This window comes from Paramaledivibacter caminithermalis DSM 15212, from assembly GCF_900142245.1.
GTDB lineage: Bacteria > Bacillota > Clostridia > Peptostreptococcales > Caminicellaceae > Paramaledivibacter > Paramaledivibacter caminithermalis.
Window position 1 is genome coordinate 1 of the sequence record NZ_FRAG01000060.1, and the last position, 17187, is coordinate 17187.

Sequence of the window (17187 nt, forward strand, 5' to 3'; positions counted from 1 at the left end):
GATAAAGATGAAACAATGGAAAACCTACAAGGCAATGCATAAAGAAATGAGAAGACTAGGTATTAAAGGAAATGGTTTAAAGATGGCAGTAACAAAGTGGAAGAATTCCAAAGTACATATAATACATCAGATATTACCAAATAAGTACTTTGAAGACCTAGGTCTTATTGATATGCAGAAATACGAAGTTGGGTTATTGTCGAATTATTATTATTAATTCGGTGAGAAATTTCAGGAGCTGGATACGGCAAACGTAAGTCCAGTTCTGTGAGAGCAAAGAAAACAGAACTAATTATCCTGTTTTCTAGCTACTCGATATAAAAAGTTTTAACCAATGGATTGTATAAATTAATATATAGTAAAAGCAATCATTATAGATATTCTAGTAAAACAGTTAATTTATACGTATCAAAAATCCTTAAAAGATCTGGATATTTTGATATGCATAAATTAAGTTTTACTATTGGAAATCTGTATATAAAAATACAAACTGGTATCTATAAAATAAAGAAATAGAATTATTAATTTTTAAGGCTCTGTAGGAATACCATAAAACTTTGAACTTTCAAATGTTCTTGACAGTAATTTGAAAAAGATATAAAATTAAAAGGAAACAGAGTATTGCTCCATTTCCATGATTCATTCCCTTTATGAGCTTTTGGATTTCAAAGCCGACATTATCGGTTTATATTTTTTGATTTATTATAATTGGCCAACTATTAAACTAAATATTATAATTTAAAGCTGGTTAATTACATCGATAACTATATTATTATAAATTATATTAAATATTATAGTGGTTATCGATAAAATAATTATTTATACTTTAATTTGTTTTTATGAATATTAATTTATCCATCTACTTTTTTACTTAAACAATATAAAAGCTAAAGAGTGAATAACAACTGAATAACAAAAAAATATGGGAGGTGAAATTTATTAAAGAATATTTATCTGTAATCTTATCAATAGCAATTTCAGCCCCAACAAGCTTTGGGATTGGATATATATTAAGAAAGATGACTGCTGAGAAAAAAATAGGCAGTGCTGAGCAAAAAGCTGAATTAATAATTTTTGAAGCTAATAAAGAAGCTGATACCAAGAAGAAAGAAATACTTCTTGAAGCTAAAGAAGAGGTTCATAAATTAAGAAATGAATTAGAGAGAGAAAGTAGAGATAGACGTAATGAGCTTCAAAGATTAGAAAGAAGATTACTTCAAAAAGAGGAGACCCTCGATAGAAAATCCGATAATCTTGAGAAGAAGGAAGATTATTTAGGGAAAGCACAAAAAGAATTGGCTAGGAAGCAAGACATGATTGATAGTCTCTATCAAAAACAAATTGAGGAACTTGAAAGAATTTCTGGTCTTACAACCGAAGAAGCAAAGCAGATATTACTCAAGGATATAGAAAAAGATGTTAAGCACGATGCTGTTGTTATGATCAGGGATATTGTAAGTAAAGCTAAAGAAGAAGCTAATAAAACAGCTACCGAAATAACAGCCTATGCAATTCAAAAATGTGCAGCTGAATATGTTGCAGAATCCACAGTTTCAGTTGTAAGTTTACCTAATGACGAAATGAAGGGAAGAATTATTGGGAGAGAAGGTAGAAATATCAGGGCATTAGAGACATTAACAGGAGTTGATTTAATTATTGACGATACTCCTGAAGCTGTTATTTTATCATCCTTTGACCCAATAAGAAGGGAAGTAGCAAGAGTAGCTCTTGAAAAACTTATTATAGATGGAAGGATACATCCAGCAAGAATTGAGGAAATGGTTGAAAAAGCAAGAAAAGAAATAAATGATCATATAAAGGAAGAAGGCGAAAAAGTAACATTTGATTTAGGAATTCATAATCTTCATCCTGAGTTAATCAAATTGCTTGGTCGCTTAAAATATAGGACTAGTTATGGACAAAATGTTCTACAACATTCTATAGAAGTTTCATATTTGGCAGGAATAATGGCTGCTGAGTTGGGAGTAGATGTAAGAATTGCAAAACGAGCTGGTTTACTACATGATATTGGTAAAGCAGTTGACCATGAGGTAGAAGGTACACATGTTGAAATAGGTATTAACTTACTTAGAAGATATAGGGAATCAAGAGAAGTTATACATGCAATGTCTACACACCATGGTGATTATGAGCCTCAAACTATTGAAGCAGTACTCGTTACTGCAGCAGATGCAATATCTGCAGCTAGACCAGGTGCAAGGAGAGAAACTTTAGAGACTTATATAAAACGTCTAGAAAAGTTAGAGAATATAGCAAATTCCTATGAAGGCATAGAAAAAGCCTTTGCTATTCAGGCTGGTAGAGAAATTCGAATAATGGTTAAGCCTGAAAATATAACTGATGATGATATGGTACTACTAGCAAGAGATATAAGCAAAAGAATTGAAAATGAACTTGAATATCCTGGGCAAATAAAAGTAAACGTTATTAGAGAAACCAGGGCCATAGATTACGCAAAATAAAAAAAGCTATCAAGAGATAGCTTTTTTTGCTGTTTTTTTATTAAAATTTAAAGAAAGTTTTTAATTTATATTATTTTATAGAAGGATTTTTTTTGTTTGTGTAGAATATTACTAATTAGTGGAAATCTATTAAATATTTAACTCATAACTATAATATATGTCTGTGGGTTAATAAGCAATCAAAACACTAATTAATCAAATTTTTTAAAGGGGGCTTTAATCAATGGAAGTATTAAAAGTGTCAGCAAGATCAAACCCAAATTCAGTTGCAGGAGCTTTGGCAGGTGTTCTTAGAGAACGTGGTGCTGCTGAAATTCAAGCTATAGGTGCAGGTGCTCTAAATCAAGCAGTAAAAGCAGTTGCAATTGCTAGAGGATTCGTTGCTCCTAGTGGTATGGATCTAATCTGTATTCCAGCATTTACAGACATTGAAATTGATGGTGAAGAAAGGACTGCTATAAAGCTCATTGTACAGCCTAGATAGTGAAAACGATTCTACTATAGATAAACAACAATAAAATTGAAATAAAATTTAAAGAAAATAATGAAGGTTTCAGAACTTTTCTTTGAATTTTATTAAATTTTCAAGTTATTTATTTATGGAGCCTGCTAATAAATAAGCAGGTTTTTTTTATTTAGCATAAGCAAATAATATTTTGCAATACTATTTAAAAACGTATCTTCAAATCCTTCCATTTAGAATATAAACTATTTGTTATTATTAAATATATATTGTATAATACTATATGAAAAGATACGAACATTTTTATGATATTTTAAATAAACGTAAGGAGTGATCTAGTGACATCTTTATATGAAAATCCCTTAATCACAAGATATGCAAGTGAAGAGATGCTTGAAACATTTTCTCCTGACACAAAATTTAGAACATGGAGAAAGCTGTGGATAGCTTTAGCAGAAGCTGAAAAGGAATTAGGGCTTCCAATAACCGATGAACAAATAGAGGAAATGAAAAGATTTAAGGATGAAATAAATTATGAAGTAGCAAAGAAGATGGAAAAAAAAACAAGGCATGATGTTATGTCCCATGTTCATGCATATGCTCAGCAATGTCCTAAAGCTAAAGGTATTATACATTTAGGAGCTACCAGTGCATTTGTTGGTGATAATACTGATTTAATAGTAATGCAAAAAGCTTTAAAAATTATTCGTAAAAAGTTGATAAATTGTATAGACAGGCTAGCTAGGTTTGCATATGAATATAGAAGCTTACCTACATTAGGCTTCACACATTTCCAACCTGCCCAGCTAACAACTGTAGGAAAAAGAGCCACACTTTGGCTTATGGACTTATTATTAGATTTAGACGATGTGGAAAGACTCATCTCTAAAATGATGATTAGAGGAGTAAAGGGAACAACAGGAACTCAAGCCAGCTATCTAAAGCTTTTTGATGGTGATCATGAAAAGGTTAAGCAGTTAGATGAGTTAGTGGCTAAAAAATTAGGCTTTGAAAGAACTTTCCCTGTATCTGGACAGACCTATAGTAGAAAATTTGACTACAAAGTTTTATCAGTATTAAGCGGGATTGCACAAAGTTTACATAAGATGACTAATGATATCCGTTTATTACAGCATTTAAAAGAAGTAGAGGAACCCTTTGGGAAAAATCAAATAGGCTCATCTGCAATGGCATATAAAAGAAATCCTATGAGAAGTGAAAGGATTGCATCATTAGCAAGATATGTTATTGTAAATACTCAAAATCCTGCAAATACAGCTGCTACACAATGGTTTGAAAGAACTCTTGATGATTCAGCAAATAGAAGACTTTCTATTCCAGAATCATTTTTATGTATAGATTCGATTTTAGAGATTGCGATAAATATAAGTTCAAATCTAGTAGTTTATCCAAAGGTAATAGAAAGAAGGATTAAGGAAGAATTGCCTTTTATGGCTACTGAAAATATATTAATGGAAGCAGTAAAAAAAGGTGGAGATAGACAAGAACTTCATGAAAGAATAAGAGTACATTCAATGGATGCTGGAAGGGTTGTTAAAGAAGAAGGAAAAGAAAATGATCTTTTAACTAGAATAGCTAAAGATGATGCCTTTAATCTTTCAATGGATGAGATAAATGACTTATTAGATCCTATGCTTTTCATAGGAAGATCACCACAGCAGGTAGAAGAGTTTATTAAAGAGCATATAAATCCAATTTTAGAGGCTAATAAGGATATATTGGGGGTAGATGTTGAGTTAAAGGTTTAGAGAGGACAAGTCATGTGGAAATTTAGTTGTAAATTCTAGATTCTAAGTATTAGGGTATTCCTTATAAGTATCAAAGAAAAAAATTAGTCTTTTCATAGCTTAATATATAGAAATTTATAGTCAAGAATTATATCAGTTATTAGATACCCCTTTATTTATAAAATTAACCTATAAATAAAGGGGTTAGTTCTGTTAAAAAAGTTATAATTTCTAGATAAAAATAAAAAAGACTATTATAAAAATTCATATTTTAAAAGGAAATATATATTTTATGGAGAATTAGTTTTAATATGAAAATTATGTATAAATATATAAAACTTGGCTGATCTATTATTTTTTTGCGTTTAAATAAGGAGGGGAATTATGCTAGAGCAGTTATATGATAAGTATGGGAAAAGAAAAATTTATCTTGCTATAGCTTTTTTGATTATTGTTCTTAATATATTAATTTTAACAATAACATATCAATCAAAAATAAAATTTACCATTGATGGGCAAGGTTTTAAATATATATCCCATTCAGATGAAAACATTATATTTCAAGATAAAGAAGGAAATGAAGTTCTTGTAACTATAGATTTGTCTCATAGTGGATATACATTCTCTTCTATAGCTGGTAAATATGAGATTAAATATAAAGATAAGACCATAAAATACGATAGTTCAGATTGGAATAATAAGGGTTGCTTTATTACACTTTCAGATGGAAGAAAGTATAAACAAAACTTTATTAGAATAAATGTAGGAGAAGTTTCACAAGCCGATAAATTTATTCCTTTTGATGTGCAGCTTGTAAACAATATAGAGGAAGTATATGACTTTATTGATGGAAATTTTATGATAGTAATTTTTATTTTTTCAATTCCATTGATTTTTTTTGGATTAGCAGGTATTATGTATCCAGAAAGAATTTGGGATTTTCAACATATATTAGATGTATCTGGGGGAGAACCAACTAATTTTGCAATCATGTTAAATGTTATAGGTGGTATATTGGTCATAGGCTTTGCCTTATTAAACCCTTTCATTTATAATTGAAAATCTTATTAATATTCAAACCTATCTAGGGGGAATTCACATGAAGCTTGAAAAAATAGTTGGATTATTTATCATTGCATTGAGTATTATTACTTTAAGCCTTCAAATTTCAATTTCAAATTTAGCAAAATACATTGATCAAACCACTGGGGAATTTTGGTCAACGGGTTATGAATACAATTATATTCCTTCTATTATTTATTGGCTTTTTTTAGCAGCTTTAGGAATAGGGCTGTATTTAACCCTTAGAAAAGAAAAATCTACTAAATGAGAATTTGAAATAATTGTGGAGGAAAAATGAAGATACTCCATGGACATCTAAGTTTAGTTTTAAAGGACTTTGTATTTCTAAGAAGATTTTTCTTAGTAGGCTCAAGTGATATTTTGCTAGAGTTTGATTTTTGCAAAACTATAGTTATTATTAAGAAAGGAGATAATTATGGAGGTATTTAAATTAAAAGCTAGAATACATAAATTTGATAAATTTAGAGAATTTGCTAAGGAATTTAGTTTAGGTAAAAAAGATTTAGTTCTTACAAATAGATTTGTATATGAACCATCTATAAAGGATTTGAATTTGGATTCTAGATTTATTATTAAAGAGGATTATGGTCAAGGGGAACCTTCAGATGAAATGATGAATTCCATATTAAAAGAATCTAAAAAAGAAGATTTTGACAGAATAATAGCTGTTGGTGGTGGTACTGTATTAGATATAGCTAAGTTACTTATACTAAAGGATTTAGATGATGTAGTAGATGCATTTGAAAAGAAAATAGATTTTGTTAAGGAAAAACAATTAATAGCTATTCCTACAACCTGTGGTACTGGTAGTGAAGTTACAAATATAGCAATAGCCGAAATAAAGTCTAAGGGTATTAAAATGGGACTTGCCGTAGACGAATTGTTTCCCGATGATGCAGTTTTAATACCTGATTTTTTAAAAGGACTTCCCTATAAGTTTTATGTATATAGCTCAATAGATGCTTTAATACATGCAGTGGAGTCTTATATATCTCCGAAGTCTAATCCCTATTCTAAACTTTATAGCACAAAGGCTATAGAAATGATACTTGATATTTATCTTAATATCATAGAAAAAGGAGAAAATTATAGGTTTGAAAGATTAGAAGACATACTAATTGCTAGTAATTATGCGGGTATAGCATTTGGCAATACTGGTGTGGGTGCAGTTCATGCATTATCTTATCCTTTAAGTGGGAAATATCATGTCCCCCATGGAGAAGCTAATTATCAGTTTTTTACTGAAGTATTTAAAATGTATAATAAAAAGAATCCAAATGGAAGCATTAAAGAAATTAATAAAGTGATATCAGATATTTTAGGATGTGTTGAAGAAAAGGTGTATGATAAGCTAGAAGAGGTTCTTGGAAAGCTTCTTTCTAAAAATAAGCTTAGAAGCTATGGGATGACAGAAAATGAAATTAATATATTTACCGATAACGTATTTGAAACTCAACAAAGACTTTTAGCTAATAATTATGTAGAGTTATCAAAGGAAGATATTTTAAACATCTATGAAGGATTATATTAATATAAATCATTAAAATTTGGTGGTATAAAAAATACTATAGGGAGTGAAAAGATAAAAGAGATGCTTAAAAAATGATTACGAGAAGAGAGGCTATGTATATCATGGACCTCTTTTTTATATTTGTTAGCAGTAGGTAGATAAAAGCATAAATTTAAATTCCGAGTTGTATTAAACTCTGAACAAATATATTTTTATCCATAAATTATTTCTCTAATTAATTACATACAAATCCAAAAAACAAAAATACTCTAAAATTAAATGTTTAAACCAAAATATGTATATTATAATAGTAATATAAATAAATTTCTCAATTTAACAGATTATCTTTTTCATATAATCAGGAAAGGAGCAATATAAATAATGCATGAAAATATTATTTCATACAATAGCAAAAATCTTATCAAATGTTTTACTATAGAAAGATTAAAATTAGAAAAAACTCGTAGAGATTACACTAGGGAAATATTAAAATTTACAGATTTTATAAATAAAGATTTTTTATATGCTAATAACGAAGATTGCAGTTGTTATATAAATAAGCTTAAGGATGATGCAAATAATGGAAAAATGAGTATATTCACAGTTGAAAAGAAATATATATATTTATTTAGCTTCTTTAATTATATTGAAAGTGTGAAACTCCTATATGATTTTATCCCTGATTCTTTCTATAATCATTTTAGAGCAGTTGAGAAACCTTCTGCTCCTAGAAGTATTTCAAGTGACAAAATAGTTTCCTTCTCTGAATTAGATAAATTAATATCTATTCTAAAGGAAGGTAATTTAAGGGATTATACAGCCTTAATGCTCATATTTACTTCTGGATTAACGCTGAGAGAAACCATTGATCTAAAGTGGAATAACTTTATTGAAGATGCAAATTCCAATATAGCTATAGAATTCAAAGTCAAAAATAATGAAAAGAGATATGTTAAGGTATCAGATGATATGGCAGAGCTTTTAGCTAAGTACAAAAAATCTATTGAACCAGTAAATAAAGATTCTCATGTATTTAGAAATAAGTTTGGCAAGCCTCTAAGTGGGCGATGGTTAAGAAAAATATTAACCGATGCGTGTAAAAAAGCAGAATTTGAGCACATATATACACCTAGAGATTTAAGACACAGCGCAGCTGCATTATGTCTTAAAAATGGTGCTTCTGCAGAAAAAGTTAAAAACCAATTCGGATGGTCTGATGCTAGGATTGCAGATAGATACAGTTATTCAATCCCTGTTTTAGAAGATAATGCAATTGATTATCTAAATTTCAAGTTGAAATAAGTTTATAAAATTTACATAGTGAAACTTAATTTATACATGTACAAATATGCAATCCTTCTGGGCATTTTGGACATGTATAAATTAAAGTCTTTACTTAAATTTCTATATTTTCTTTGCATTTTTGTTAGACGATATTGAATTATTATAAAAAATATAATAAACTTTTTATAACGTTTTAAAGGAGTGATATAAGTGATAAAATTATTTTCGTCTTATTACAAGCCTCATAAAAAGCTATTTATTATAGATATGCTTTGTGCTTTTTTTATGGCAGTAATCGATCTTGTATTTCCTATGGTAACTAGAAGTCTATTTAATGATATTTTACCAAATGGTAAAATTAGAACCTTCTATATTTTGATTGGAACACTATTCATTTTATACATATTAAGAGCAATTTTCAACTATGTTGTAGATTACTGGGGTCATGTTGTAGGAACAAGAATGGAAGCAGATATGAGAAATGACTTATTTTCTCATATACAAACCCTTGATACAAAATATTTTGATGAAACTAAAACTGGACATATAATGTCAAGGGTGGTAAATGACCTTAGAGAAATATCAGAATTAGCCCATCATGGACCAGAAGATTTATTTTTATCTGTAATTATGATTATAGGTTCATTTATAATACTTCTCAATATAGAATGGAGGCTTACATTAATAATATTTGCCTTTATTCCAATGATGATCTGGTTTGCAATAAAAAAGAGAGAAAAAATGAGTAACGCTTTTAGAAACGTAAGAAAGAAGATAGCAAATGTAAACTCCCAGCTTGAAAATAGTATTTCTGGAATAAGGGTGGCTAAATCCTTTGCAAATGAAGAATATGAGATGAGAAAATTTTTTGAAGGCAATAGGGAATTTAAAGAATCAAGAGAATTTGCATTTAAATCAATGGCAGAGTTTTTTACAGGTATAAACTTTTTATCTAATCTTCTTAATTTACTTGTTATAGCAGTTGGTGGTATGTTTGTATATAGAGAATTAATAACACTTGGGGATTTAGTAGCTTATATTCTATATATTAATTTTTTTATGCAGCCTGTAAGAAGACTTACTCAGTTTGCTCAACAATTCCAATTAGGTATGACAGGCTTTGAAAGATTTGTTCAAATACTAGATATAAAGCCTGAAATAGTTGATAAAGAAAATTCAATAGAGCTAAAAAATGTAAAGGGAGATATTGAACTGAAAAATATTACATTTAGCTACAATCAAAAGGAAACCGTTCTCAAGAATATAAATCTAAGTATTAATGCAGGAGAAACAGTAGCACTAGTAGGTCCCTCTGGTGGAGGAAAAACAACTCTATGTCATTTGATTCCTAGATTTTATGATATTGAGGCTGGCGATATTTTTATTGATGAAATAAATATTAAAGACATAGCTATAAAATCACTTAGAAAGAATATTGGATTAGTACAACAAGATGTATTTCTATTTACAGGAACTATAAAAGATAATATTCTCTATGGAAAACCAGAAGCTACCGATAACGAAGTTATATCAGCAGCAAAGAAAGCTAATATACACGAATTTATAATGAAATTACCAAACCAATATGATACACATATAGGAGAAAAAGGAGTAAAGCTCTCTGGAGGTCAAAAACAAAGGATATCTATTGCTAGAGTATTTTTAAAGAATCCTCCTATTCTAATTTTAGATGAAGCCACATCAGCTCTAGATAACGAATCTGAGATAAAGATACAAGAAGCTTTAGAAAAGCTTTCAAAAGGTAGGACAACCTTGGTTATAGCCCATAGACTATCAACCATAAGAAATGCTGATAATATTGTTGTACTCACCGATAAAGGCATACAAGAACAGGGAAATCATGATGAATTAATGAAAAAACAGGGATTATACTCAAGACTATATAAGCTACAGTTCCACAATATTACAGATGAAATAACATAGTATAAGAGGAGTTATAATTATCAAAGTCGATAAATTAGTAACTCCTCTAAATAAAAAATAAATCTGGGGGGATACACATTGAAAAAACAAAAGATTATTATTATAACAACATATCTTATTCTTATTTGTATTTTGCTTATTTTTGTTATTGAGAGAAATATTTTAATTAAGAAAGTAAGTGATTTAAATAACAAATATGAAGGTTTAAATACTGAGCTTAATAAAAAACTTAAAGCTAAAGATGCTGCTATTAAAGAATTGACCAGTAATATAGAAGAATTAAATTCAATTATAAAATCAAAAAATGAAATCATTGAAAAATTGCCTAAGCTTGATGAACCCATGTTACAGCAACTAAAAGAAAAAGGTATTGATGATCCAATTAAACTCAAAGAAGATCTTATGAAGCACCCTGAATTAATTCCTTATAAAGGATCATTAGGTGGAAGAATGTCCTTTTTCTCAAATAAAGATATCTTTGTATTAAGTGATAGATGGGTATTAGCTTATTTTGAAGATGGTCATACATATGGATATATGCTATTAAGCTATGAAATAACTAATAATGATGATAATTTAAAAATTAAGTGGAAGGTTATAGATTCTTATTTGTTTTGATAATTCTATTGAAAAGAAAAACAAATAGAATAAAAAAGGTTCTGATTTATTTATCTTTTTCAAAAGGACGTGAAATACTATTATGGATACTTTATATTTTACTATAAGATTTTTTATGTTTTTTATATTCCTTATTATTATAATAAGGATTTATATGATTTTAGCAGAATATATTGGGCATAATCTTTTAAAACCATTGCGTCTTCTATGGGAAAATACCAAAAAAATTAAATAGATTTTTAAGAGGTTTAAAGCCTATTTTTGTTTTAAAGGAAGTGAAATTATGTCTACTTTGATTATAATATTAATCATATTCTTAGTAATTATATTTTTCATTAATAAAAAAGAAAATAATAAATGGCAAATACATAAATTAATATTTGATTAATATGGTGCTTTTATATTATAGAACAATATTTTAATGGTTTTAGAGTGAAATAGTCAATGATAACACGGTGTTATATCTCATTATCTATCAAAATTATACTTTAAAACACAATTACCCTCACTACTAAATAAAGGAGAGTTTCATAATGAAACCCAAAATATACATAATAATTGTATTAATTGTATCAATGTGTATATTGTATTATTTTCCAATTCAAAAATATTTTGCAGAGAAAGCCTTAAAAGAATATATGTCTATTTAAAGATGTACCGATGAAAACATACAATCAAAACAAATATTTAAAGATTATAAAATAGGAGGGTATAATATTGATATAATATATAAAGATGATCCTGAGTTTATTTATTCATATCATTACGTTCCTGGAAAAAAAGATTTAAAAGAAAGTATGTATTGTATAATCTATGACAAAAGAAATATAGATATTGACATAACAAAAAAATGTCAAGTATCCACCTATTGATTAATTTTCTAAGTTATTAAAATTCTTGTAATTAGGAGTAGTACCAGAAAAGTTGTAACCAAGGGCAAAGTAGTAATATAGCACTACAGTTCAGATGATATCGCTTTTAGTCAATTTTTTTATAGGTGTGCCTTTAACCTTTTTTATAGTTGTAACATGATTCCAATTCTCATGAATGCTATTGCTAACTCTAGTTTTATTTTCATAAATTTTAGACTCGTAATATATATTTGTTCCATTAGGCAATTCTTTGATACGCGAAAAGGCTAGCCTTAAAATATAGTCAACATGATCTTTAGATAAATTCAAACTTTCTTTTTGATTGTTCTGAAAGTTACTAAAATCTAAAAGACTAATTGCTGTATACTCTGCTGTGTTTATATAATTTTTTTTTCAATGTCTTTCCATGAATCTTCTATTCTAGCTTTAACTTTTTCTAACAATTCTACTCTTTTTTCTGTTAGCTCTTTTGCTTCGTTTACTGGTTTTTCTTCTTTTGATATCTTATATCGTTGATTTAAATTGGAGTATATATCTCTATTATTTGCAAGAACATTTATACTCGTTGCTAATATTGCTACCAAGCTTATTAATATTATTATTTTTTTATTCATAAAGAACACCACCTTAATATAAATTTAGTGCAAACTTATAAATCACCGTTAATATACAAATGTTAGTTAAATAAAGCAGTTTTTTAACTCGGTTATGCTGTCTGTACCCCTTTTTATAAATAAAATAAAATAGACTTTGACTTTCTTTGACTTTTGGTATAAAATATTATTAGAAAACAAATAATAATAAAAAAGGAGGAGTGCTAAATGTTTGATTTAATGCCATTTGACAAAAGAAGAAGGAATATGTTAGAGGCTGCTGAGAAAGTATTTAGGGACAACTTCTTTTCTAATTTAATGACTGATAATTTCTTTAAAGACTCACCTTTGGGATCTATTAGGGCTGATATCAAGGAAAATAATAAAGAATATATTGTAGAAGCTGAGGTCCCAGGATTTACAAAGGATGAGATTAATTTGGAGTATAAAAATGACCATTTATATTTAACAATTAATCAAAATGAAGAAATAAATGAGGAAAGAGATAACTATATTAGAAGAGAAAGAAGAGTAGGTAGGATAAGTCGTTCATTCTATATTCCAAATGTAAAGCAAGATGAAATTACTGCTAAAGCACCTAAAAATGGTCTTTTAAAGGTTATACTTCCAAAGGAAAAACCATCAAAGGGTAGTAAAAAAATTGATATTCAATAATTATAATTTGAGCAGGCTAAAATGCCTGCTCTTATTGTATATTGTATAAAAAACCCTTTTTTATACAAAGGAATTATCTTATTAAAGATAATACAGATTGTAAACAAAGTCTATCGGGTTTGTCAACAGCGATTATTTTTTTGAATATAATATAAAAAGTTTTCAAAATGCTTGACGAGTATTCTTTCTTGTATTATTATATGACTATAAAATATTTATAGTTATATAATTTAAAAGGATGGGTTTTAAAATGAAAAGCACACATATATGGATTGAAATATCAATTTCTAACCACAAAGGACAACAATTATTTTGCCGTCACTACTTTACATCTATTGATGCACCAAATGTTTTATACATTCAAACACCTTTGGGCTCGGTGGGGGGATTTACTAAAAAAGCATATGAGCCCTTATCAAAATATGGTTTCAATATCTTTGCAGTGGACCTAGCTGGCATTGGCAAGAGCGAAGGAAGCGTTAGTGAATTTACAGCTAATGGGGTACTTTCTGATTTAGATAGCTGTATAAACTACATAGAAGAAAACTTTAATGGTAAGGTATTTTTATTTGGCGGTACAGGTATAGGTGGGATTTGGGGCCAATATTATGCCTCTTACAGTAATAGACTGGATGGTTTTGCTCAGTTTGCTGTTGGTATTTATGAAGATTTGTCCCCACTAGGTCTTTCTTTATGGGCTGCAAAAACGGTTTATAATATGATGAAGCTTCTTAAAAAAATAGCTCCCAATCTTTGCATCAATATGAAGCCTCCAGAATATTATGGGAAAAACAAGGAACAAGACGATTATTTTTATGAGATGTCACTCTTGGAGAATCCGCATATGTTTAAACCAAATATTAATTGGATGACAGCACTTATGGAAATCTTTTTAGGAAAGAACAGCTATCTTAAAGATACGCCAAAATGCCCAGTACTGGTATTTCAAACCCTTTCTGACCGCTACTTTCCTGCGGAATATTTTGAACATTATTATGATAGACTTACCTGCCATAAAAAATTGTACTCTATTGATGATGTTCATAATAGCTATTATTTCCGTGCTGATGAAGTATGTGAGCAGGTGGCAAAATGGTTTCTAGAGAATACAAACGAGGTGACAGCAGATGCCTAAATTTAGCAAACATGAACGAGATATTATAAAAAAGCGGCTATTTACAGAGGGAGAAAAGCTTTTTTCAGTACATGGAGTTCGAAAAGTCACCATCAACGACCTTACCACCGCCGCTGGTATTTCCCATGGTGCATTCTATACATTTTTCGAAAGCAAGGAACACCTTTTTATGGAAATAAATCTAAAAAAGCAGCAAGAGATTTTTGATGGACTTGAATGTTTGTTTTATGAAAACAAAAACCGAAAGCCAAGGAAACTTATGAAACTCGTGATTTGCTTTGTAATGGATAAATTCTTTAATGACCCAATTATCTCTTCTATTAATGGAGAATCGTGGAAATATCTATCACGCCGCATACCACCAGAGACTATAGAAAACAATAACATAAACGATGCCTTTGTAGTTCAAAAACTAACTGAGGTTGGTGTAAAATTCAATTATCCTACATCATTGGTTGTTAAAACAGTTCAATTCGTTTTTATGCTTGCATCCTCTTTGATTTCAGATGAGGAAAATCAACCAGTCATGGATATTATTATAGATGGTATAATTGAAAAAATAGTTGAAGAGTAAAAGACAATGGTTGAAACAATAATGTCATATTATAATGATTTTGGTGAAGTAATTGAGTATATTAAATATTAGTTATAATAGGACTAGTATTGTGCTAGAGTTTCATTCTTTCAAAAATAGCTATTAGTTTCATCTAAAAACCTCGATTTAAAATAGGTACGATAATTTAAATTTCTTGAATAACCTATTAAAAAATGATATGATTAGTAAAATTTAACTATTGCTTTTATAATTATATTACTTATTAATACTGTTAAAAATAAACATGTACTTTTATTAGATACATATAAAGTTTTAAGTATGAGGAGGAGAACAATGAAATAAGATAGCTATTGTTACTGATTCTACCAGTGACTTGATGGATGACATAGTAAAAAAGTATAACATAAAGATATTGCCCCTGAAAGTAGTATACTCCCATGAAGAAGAGTACAGAGATCGAGTAGAAATAACACCAGAGGATATATATGAAAGGTTCGATAAAGCTATTCCCACAACATCACTACCTTCTAGTGAGGATACATTTAATCTTTTTAGGAAGCTGGAAGAGGAAGGATATACCCATGTGATAGTAACGACAATACCCACTGATTTAAGTGGAACTATGAATATAATTCGTAATGTTTCAAAGGATTTTAAAAACATGGTATTTGAATTAATTGATTCTAAAGCACTCAATATGGGATTGGGCTTTCCAGTACTACAGGGAGTTGTTGGGTTGGAATGGCAAGACCAAAGAAAGAAATAATAAAGGAGTCTCAGTTAGAATATGTTATTGCTCTAGCCTTTGGAGAACCTGCAGAAACCTTGCATAGATAAAATTTATCAAAGTTTAAGAGAAAGCCTATCCAAGAAATCAGAAATACTGATAAAGAAGATGAACTTCTAGAATCAGCTCGACTTGCACCATCCTCGACAAATAGTCAACCATGGTTTTATAGTATATCCAATGATATAATCCACGTTTATTGTGATAAACCAAACTTTATTAAAGCTATCTTCTATAAGAAGATAAATCAAATTGATATGAGTATAGGAATTTGTCATTTATGGATAGCTGCAAAATATTTTGGAAAGAATTTAAAGTTTACTGTTGATAAAGAAGCATCTGAAAAATCTCCAGCAGGCTATTACTATATTGTATCGTTAATCATAAATGAATAAGATTTTTGTATTTTCCTCAAGTTAATGAACATAAAGATTTATTTTTCTAATAGCAAGGTGATTGAATAATTACTTTGCTATTTTTCGGCTTTAGAATATAATTGCAGCTTCCGTCCCTACAGACATTTTACCAGCATACTCTTTATTATCTGCATAATCATCCTTATATCATTCTATATATAGTTATTTAAGTAAAACTATTCCAAATTGTGATATAATATAAAAGACTATTTCCTATATAGCTAATTTATCAAAATACTATTAATTGGAGGGTAATACATTGAAAAAAGCTATAGTCTTTATATTATTGATTAATTTTCTTATGCTATCATCATGCAATTCAAATGTTGATTCAAATGATAAGGACAAGATTAGGAGATTAGCTGGTGAAAACATCAAACTAAGACAAGAATTAGCTTTATTAAAATCTGAATGTAATACGTTAAAAGCAGATAAAGAAGGGTTAGAACAATCACTAGAATTAAATATTTTATCTAAACAAGAACAATACAATGAAATCTCAAAGCATCATATGGAATTGGTAAATAAAGTGAATGAAACTGCAAACCTTCAAAAGCTAATCAAGTTATATATTCCATTTCTTATAGGTGAACACAAAGAAAAATATGGCGGTATAATTTACTCAAGAATACAATCGGAAGGAATAGATAAATTCATTTCATTACTTACTAAAGAAAATATTGAAAAGATAGATAATATAACAAATTCTTTAATAAGCCTGAATTATTCATAGAAAACATCAAAAATGATTGAATCGTAGTATTAACAAGTAGTCCAACAAATTGGACTTTGCACCCATTGGGTGAAATAACAAAAAAATAAAGAAAAGAACCTAATTTTGTGTTAAAGTTAAAGCGTTAAAACAAAAACTATATCACGAAAAGAGGTTCTTTCTATGACAAGTTTACATCAAAATTCACTTAACTTCAACAAAAGTTTTTCATATGATTTCGGTGGAGGTAATCTTTCTTCAGATGCAGGGTTAATAATAGTTCGTTCTTTTCTTGAAAAAATTGGCTT

16 protein-coding genes and 2 pseudogenes are annotated in these 17187 nt (G+C 28.8%); 17 read left to right on the plus strand and 1 reads right to left on the minus strand.

The window, feature by feature from the left end:
- The 11 genes and pseudogenes from BUB36_RS15915 to BUB36_RS15960 all read left to right on the plus strand — a co-directional run.
- Positions 1-217 (plus strand): annotated as a pseudogene (locus BUB36_RS15915) (group II intron reverse transcriptase/maturase); the annotation flags it as partial.
- 721 nt (positions 218-938) lie between these two features.
- Positions 939-2483, plus strand: coding sequence for a ribonuclease Y (gene rny, locus BUB36_RS15920; protein ID WP_084112088.1), 1545 nt, complete (start codon positions 939-941; stop codon positions 2481-2483).
- 223 nt (positions 2484-2706) lie between these two features.
- Positions 2707-2967, plus strand: a complete 261-nt coding sequence (locus BUB36_RS15925; RefSeq protein WP_073152531.1) for a stage V sporulation protein S — start codon at positions 2707-2709, stop codon at positions 2965-2967.
- Between the two features lie 317 nt (positions 2968-3284).
- On the plus strand, positions 3285-4715 hold the full coding sequence (gene purB / locus BUB36_RS15930; RefSeq protein WP_073152534.1) for an adenylosuccinate lyase: 1431 nt from the start codon (positions 3285-3287) through the stop codon (positions 4713-4715).
- A gap of 363 nt (positions 4716-5078) precedes the next feature.
- On the plus strand, positions 5079-5753 hold the full coding sequence (locus BUB36_RS15935; protein ID WP_073152537.1) for a hypothetical protein: 675 nt from the start codon (positions 5079-5081) through the stop codon (positions 5751-5753).
- A gap of 40 nt (positions 5754-5793) precedes the next feature.
- Positions 5794-6024, plus strand: a complete 231-nt coding sequence (locus tag BUB36_RS15940) for a hypothetical protein (RefSeq protein ID WP_073152540.1) — start codon at positions 5794-5796, stop codon at positions 6022-6024.
- Positions 6025-6050: 26 nt separating this feature from the next.
- The gene (locus tag BUB36_RS19825; protein ID WP_165613117.1) at positions 6051-6206 is read left to right on the plus strand and encodes a hypothetical protein; all 156 of its coding nucleotides are present in this window, start codon (positions 6051-6053) and stop codon (positions 6204-6206) included.
- The gene (locus BUB36_RS15945) at positions 6193-7308 is read left to right on the plus strand and encodes a 4-hydroxybutyrate dehydrogenase (protein ID WP_073152543.1); all 1116 of its coding nucleotides are present in this window, start codon (positions 6193-6195) and stop codon (positions 7306-7308) included. Before BUB36_RS19825 ends, BUB36_RS15945 begins: the two co-directional genes overlap by 14 nt.
- A 360-nt stretch (positions 7309-7668) precedes the next feature.
- Entirely contained in the window at positions 7669-8589 is a 921-nt protein-coding gene (locus BUB36_RS15950) for a tyrosine-type recombinase/integrase (RefSeq protein ID WP_073152546.1), read from the plus strand.
- Between the two features lie 192 nt (positions 8590-8781).
- A complete protein-coding gene (locus BUB36_RS15955; protein ID WP_073152549.1) occupies positions 8782-10515 on the plus strand; it encodes an ABC transporter ATP-binding protein in 1734 nt (577 codons plus the stop codon).
- A 78-nt stretch (positions 10516-10593) separates the two neighbouring features.
- Positions 10594-11133 carry a hypothetical protein gene (locus tag BUB36_RS15960; RefSeq protein ID WP_073152552.1) on the plus strand — a complete coding sequence of 180 codons (540 nt, stop codon included), beginning with the start codon at positions 10594-10596 and terminating at the stop codon, positions 11131-11133.
- 1249 nt (positions 11134-12382) lie between these two features.
- Here the strand turns inward: BUB36_RS15960 and BUB36_RS15965 are convergent.
- Positions 12383-12619, minus strand: a complete 237-nt coding sequence (locus BUB36_RS15965) for a hypothetical protein (RefSeq protein ID WP_073152555.1) — start codon at positions 12617-12619, stop codon at positions 12383-12385.
- 207 nt (positions 12620-12826) lie between these two features.
- On the opposite strand from BUB36_RS15965, the gene BUB36_RS15970 reads away from it, so the two are divergent.
- From BUB36_RS15970 to BUB36_RS15995, 6 genes and pseudogenes are all read left to right on the plus strand, one after another.
- Positions 12827-13273, plus strand: coding sequence for an Hsp20/alpha crystallin family protein (locus tag BUB36_RS15970; RefSeq protein ID WP_073152558.1), 447 nt, complete (start codon positions 12827-12829; stop codon positions 13271-13273).
- A gap of 250 nt (positions 13274-13523) precedes the next feature.
- Positions 13524-14408, plus strand: coding sequence for a serine aminopeptidase domain-containing protein (locus BUB36_RS15975; RefSeq protein WP_165613118.1), 885 nt, complete (start codon positions 13524-13526; stop codon positions 14406-14408).
- Entirely contained in the window at positions 14401-14982 is a 582-nt protein-coding gene (locus BUB36_RS15980) for a TetR/AcrR family transcriptional regulator (RefSeq protein ID WP_073152560.1), read from the plus strand. Before BUB36_RS15975 ends, BUB36_RS15980 begins: the two co-directional genes overlap by 8 nt.
- Before the next feature lie 331 nt (positions 14983-15313).
- Entirely contained in the window at positions 15314-15730 is a 417-nt protein-coding gene (locus BUB36_RS15985) for a DegV family protein (protein WP_278247857.1), read from the plus strand.
- An 89-nt stretch (positions 15731-15819) separates the two neighbouring features.
- Positions 15820-16146 (plus strand): annotated as a pseudogene (locus tag BUB36_RS20420) (nitroreductase family protein); the annotation flags it as partial.
- A gap of 280 nt (positions 16147-16426) precedes the next feature.
- Positions 16427-16900 carry a hypothetical protein gene (locus tag BUB36_RS15995; protein ID WP_073152565.1) on the plus strand — a complete coding sequence of 158 codons (474 nt, stop codon included), beginning with the start codon at positions 16427-16429 and terminating at the stop codon, positions 16898-16900.
- The last annotated feature ends 287 nt before the right edge of the window (positions 16901-17187 follow it).

Bases quoted from the DNA above. Each gene is read 5' to 3' on its own strand.
- BUB36_RS15945 (WP_073152543.1), top strand. From the start codon at position 6,193: ATGGAGGTATTTAAATTAAAAGCTAGAATACATAAATTTGATAAATTT.
- BUB36_RS15965 (WP_073152555.1), bottom strand. From the start codon at position 12,619: ATGAATAAAAAAATAATAATATTAATAAGCTTGGTAGCAATATTAGCA.
- BUB36_RS15935 (WP_073152537.1), top strand. From the start codon at position 5,079: ATGCTAGAGCAGTTATATGATAAGTATGGGAAAAGAAAAATTTATCTT.
- BUB36_RS15980 (WP_073152560.1), top strand. From the start codon at position 14,401: ATGCCTAAATTTAGCAAACATGAACGAGATATTATAAAAAAGCGGCTA.
- BUB36_RS15925 (WP_073152531.1), top strand. From the start codon at position 2,707: ATGGAAGTATTAAAAGTGTCAGCAAGATCAAACCCAAATTCAGTTGCA.
- BUB36_RS19825 (WP_165613117.1), top strand. From the start codon at position 6,051: ATGAAGATACTCCATGGACATCTAAGTTTAGTTTTAAAGGACTTTGTA.
- BUB36_RS15940 (WP_073152540.1), top strand. From the start codon at position 5,794: ATGAAGCTTGAAAAAATAGTTGGATTATTTATCATTGCATTGAGTATT.
- BUB36_RS15970 (WP_073152558.1), top strand. From the start codon at position 12,827: ATGTTTGATTTAATGCCATTTGACAAAAGAAGAAGGAATATGTTAGAG.
- BUB36_RS15950 (WP_073152546.1), top strand. From the start codon at position 7,669: ATGCATGAAAATATTATTTCATACAATAGCAAAAATCTTATCAAATGT.
- BUB36_RS15975 (WP_165613118.1), top strand. From the start codon at position 13,524: ATGAAAAGCACACATATATGGATTGAAATATCAATTTCTAACCACAAA.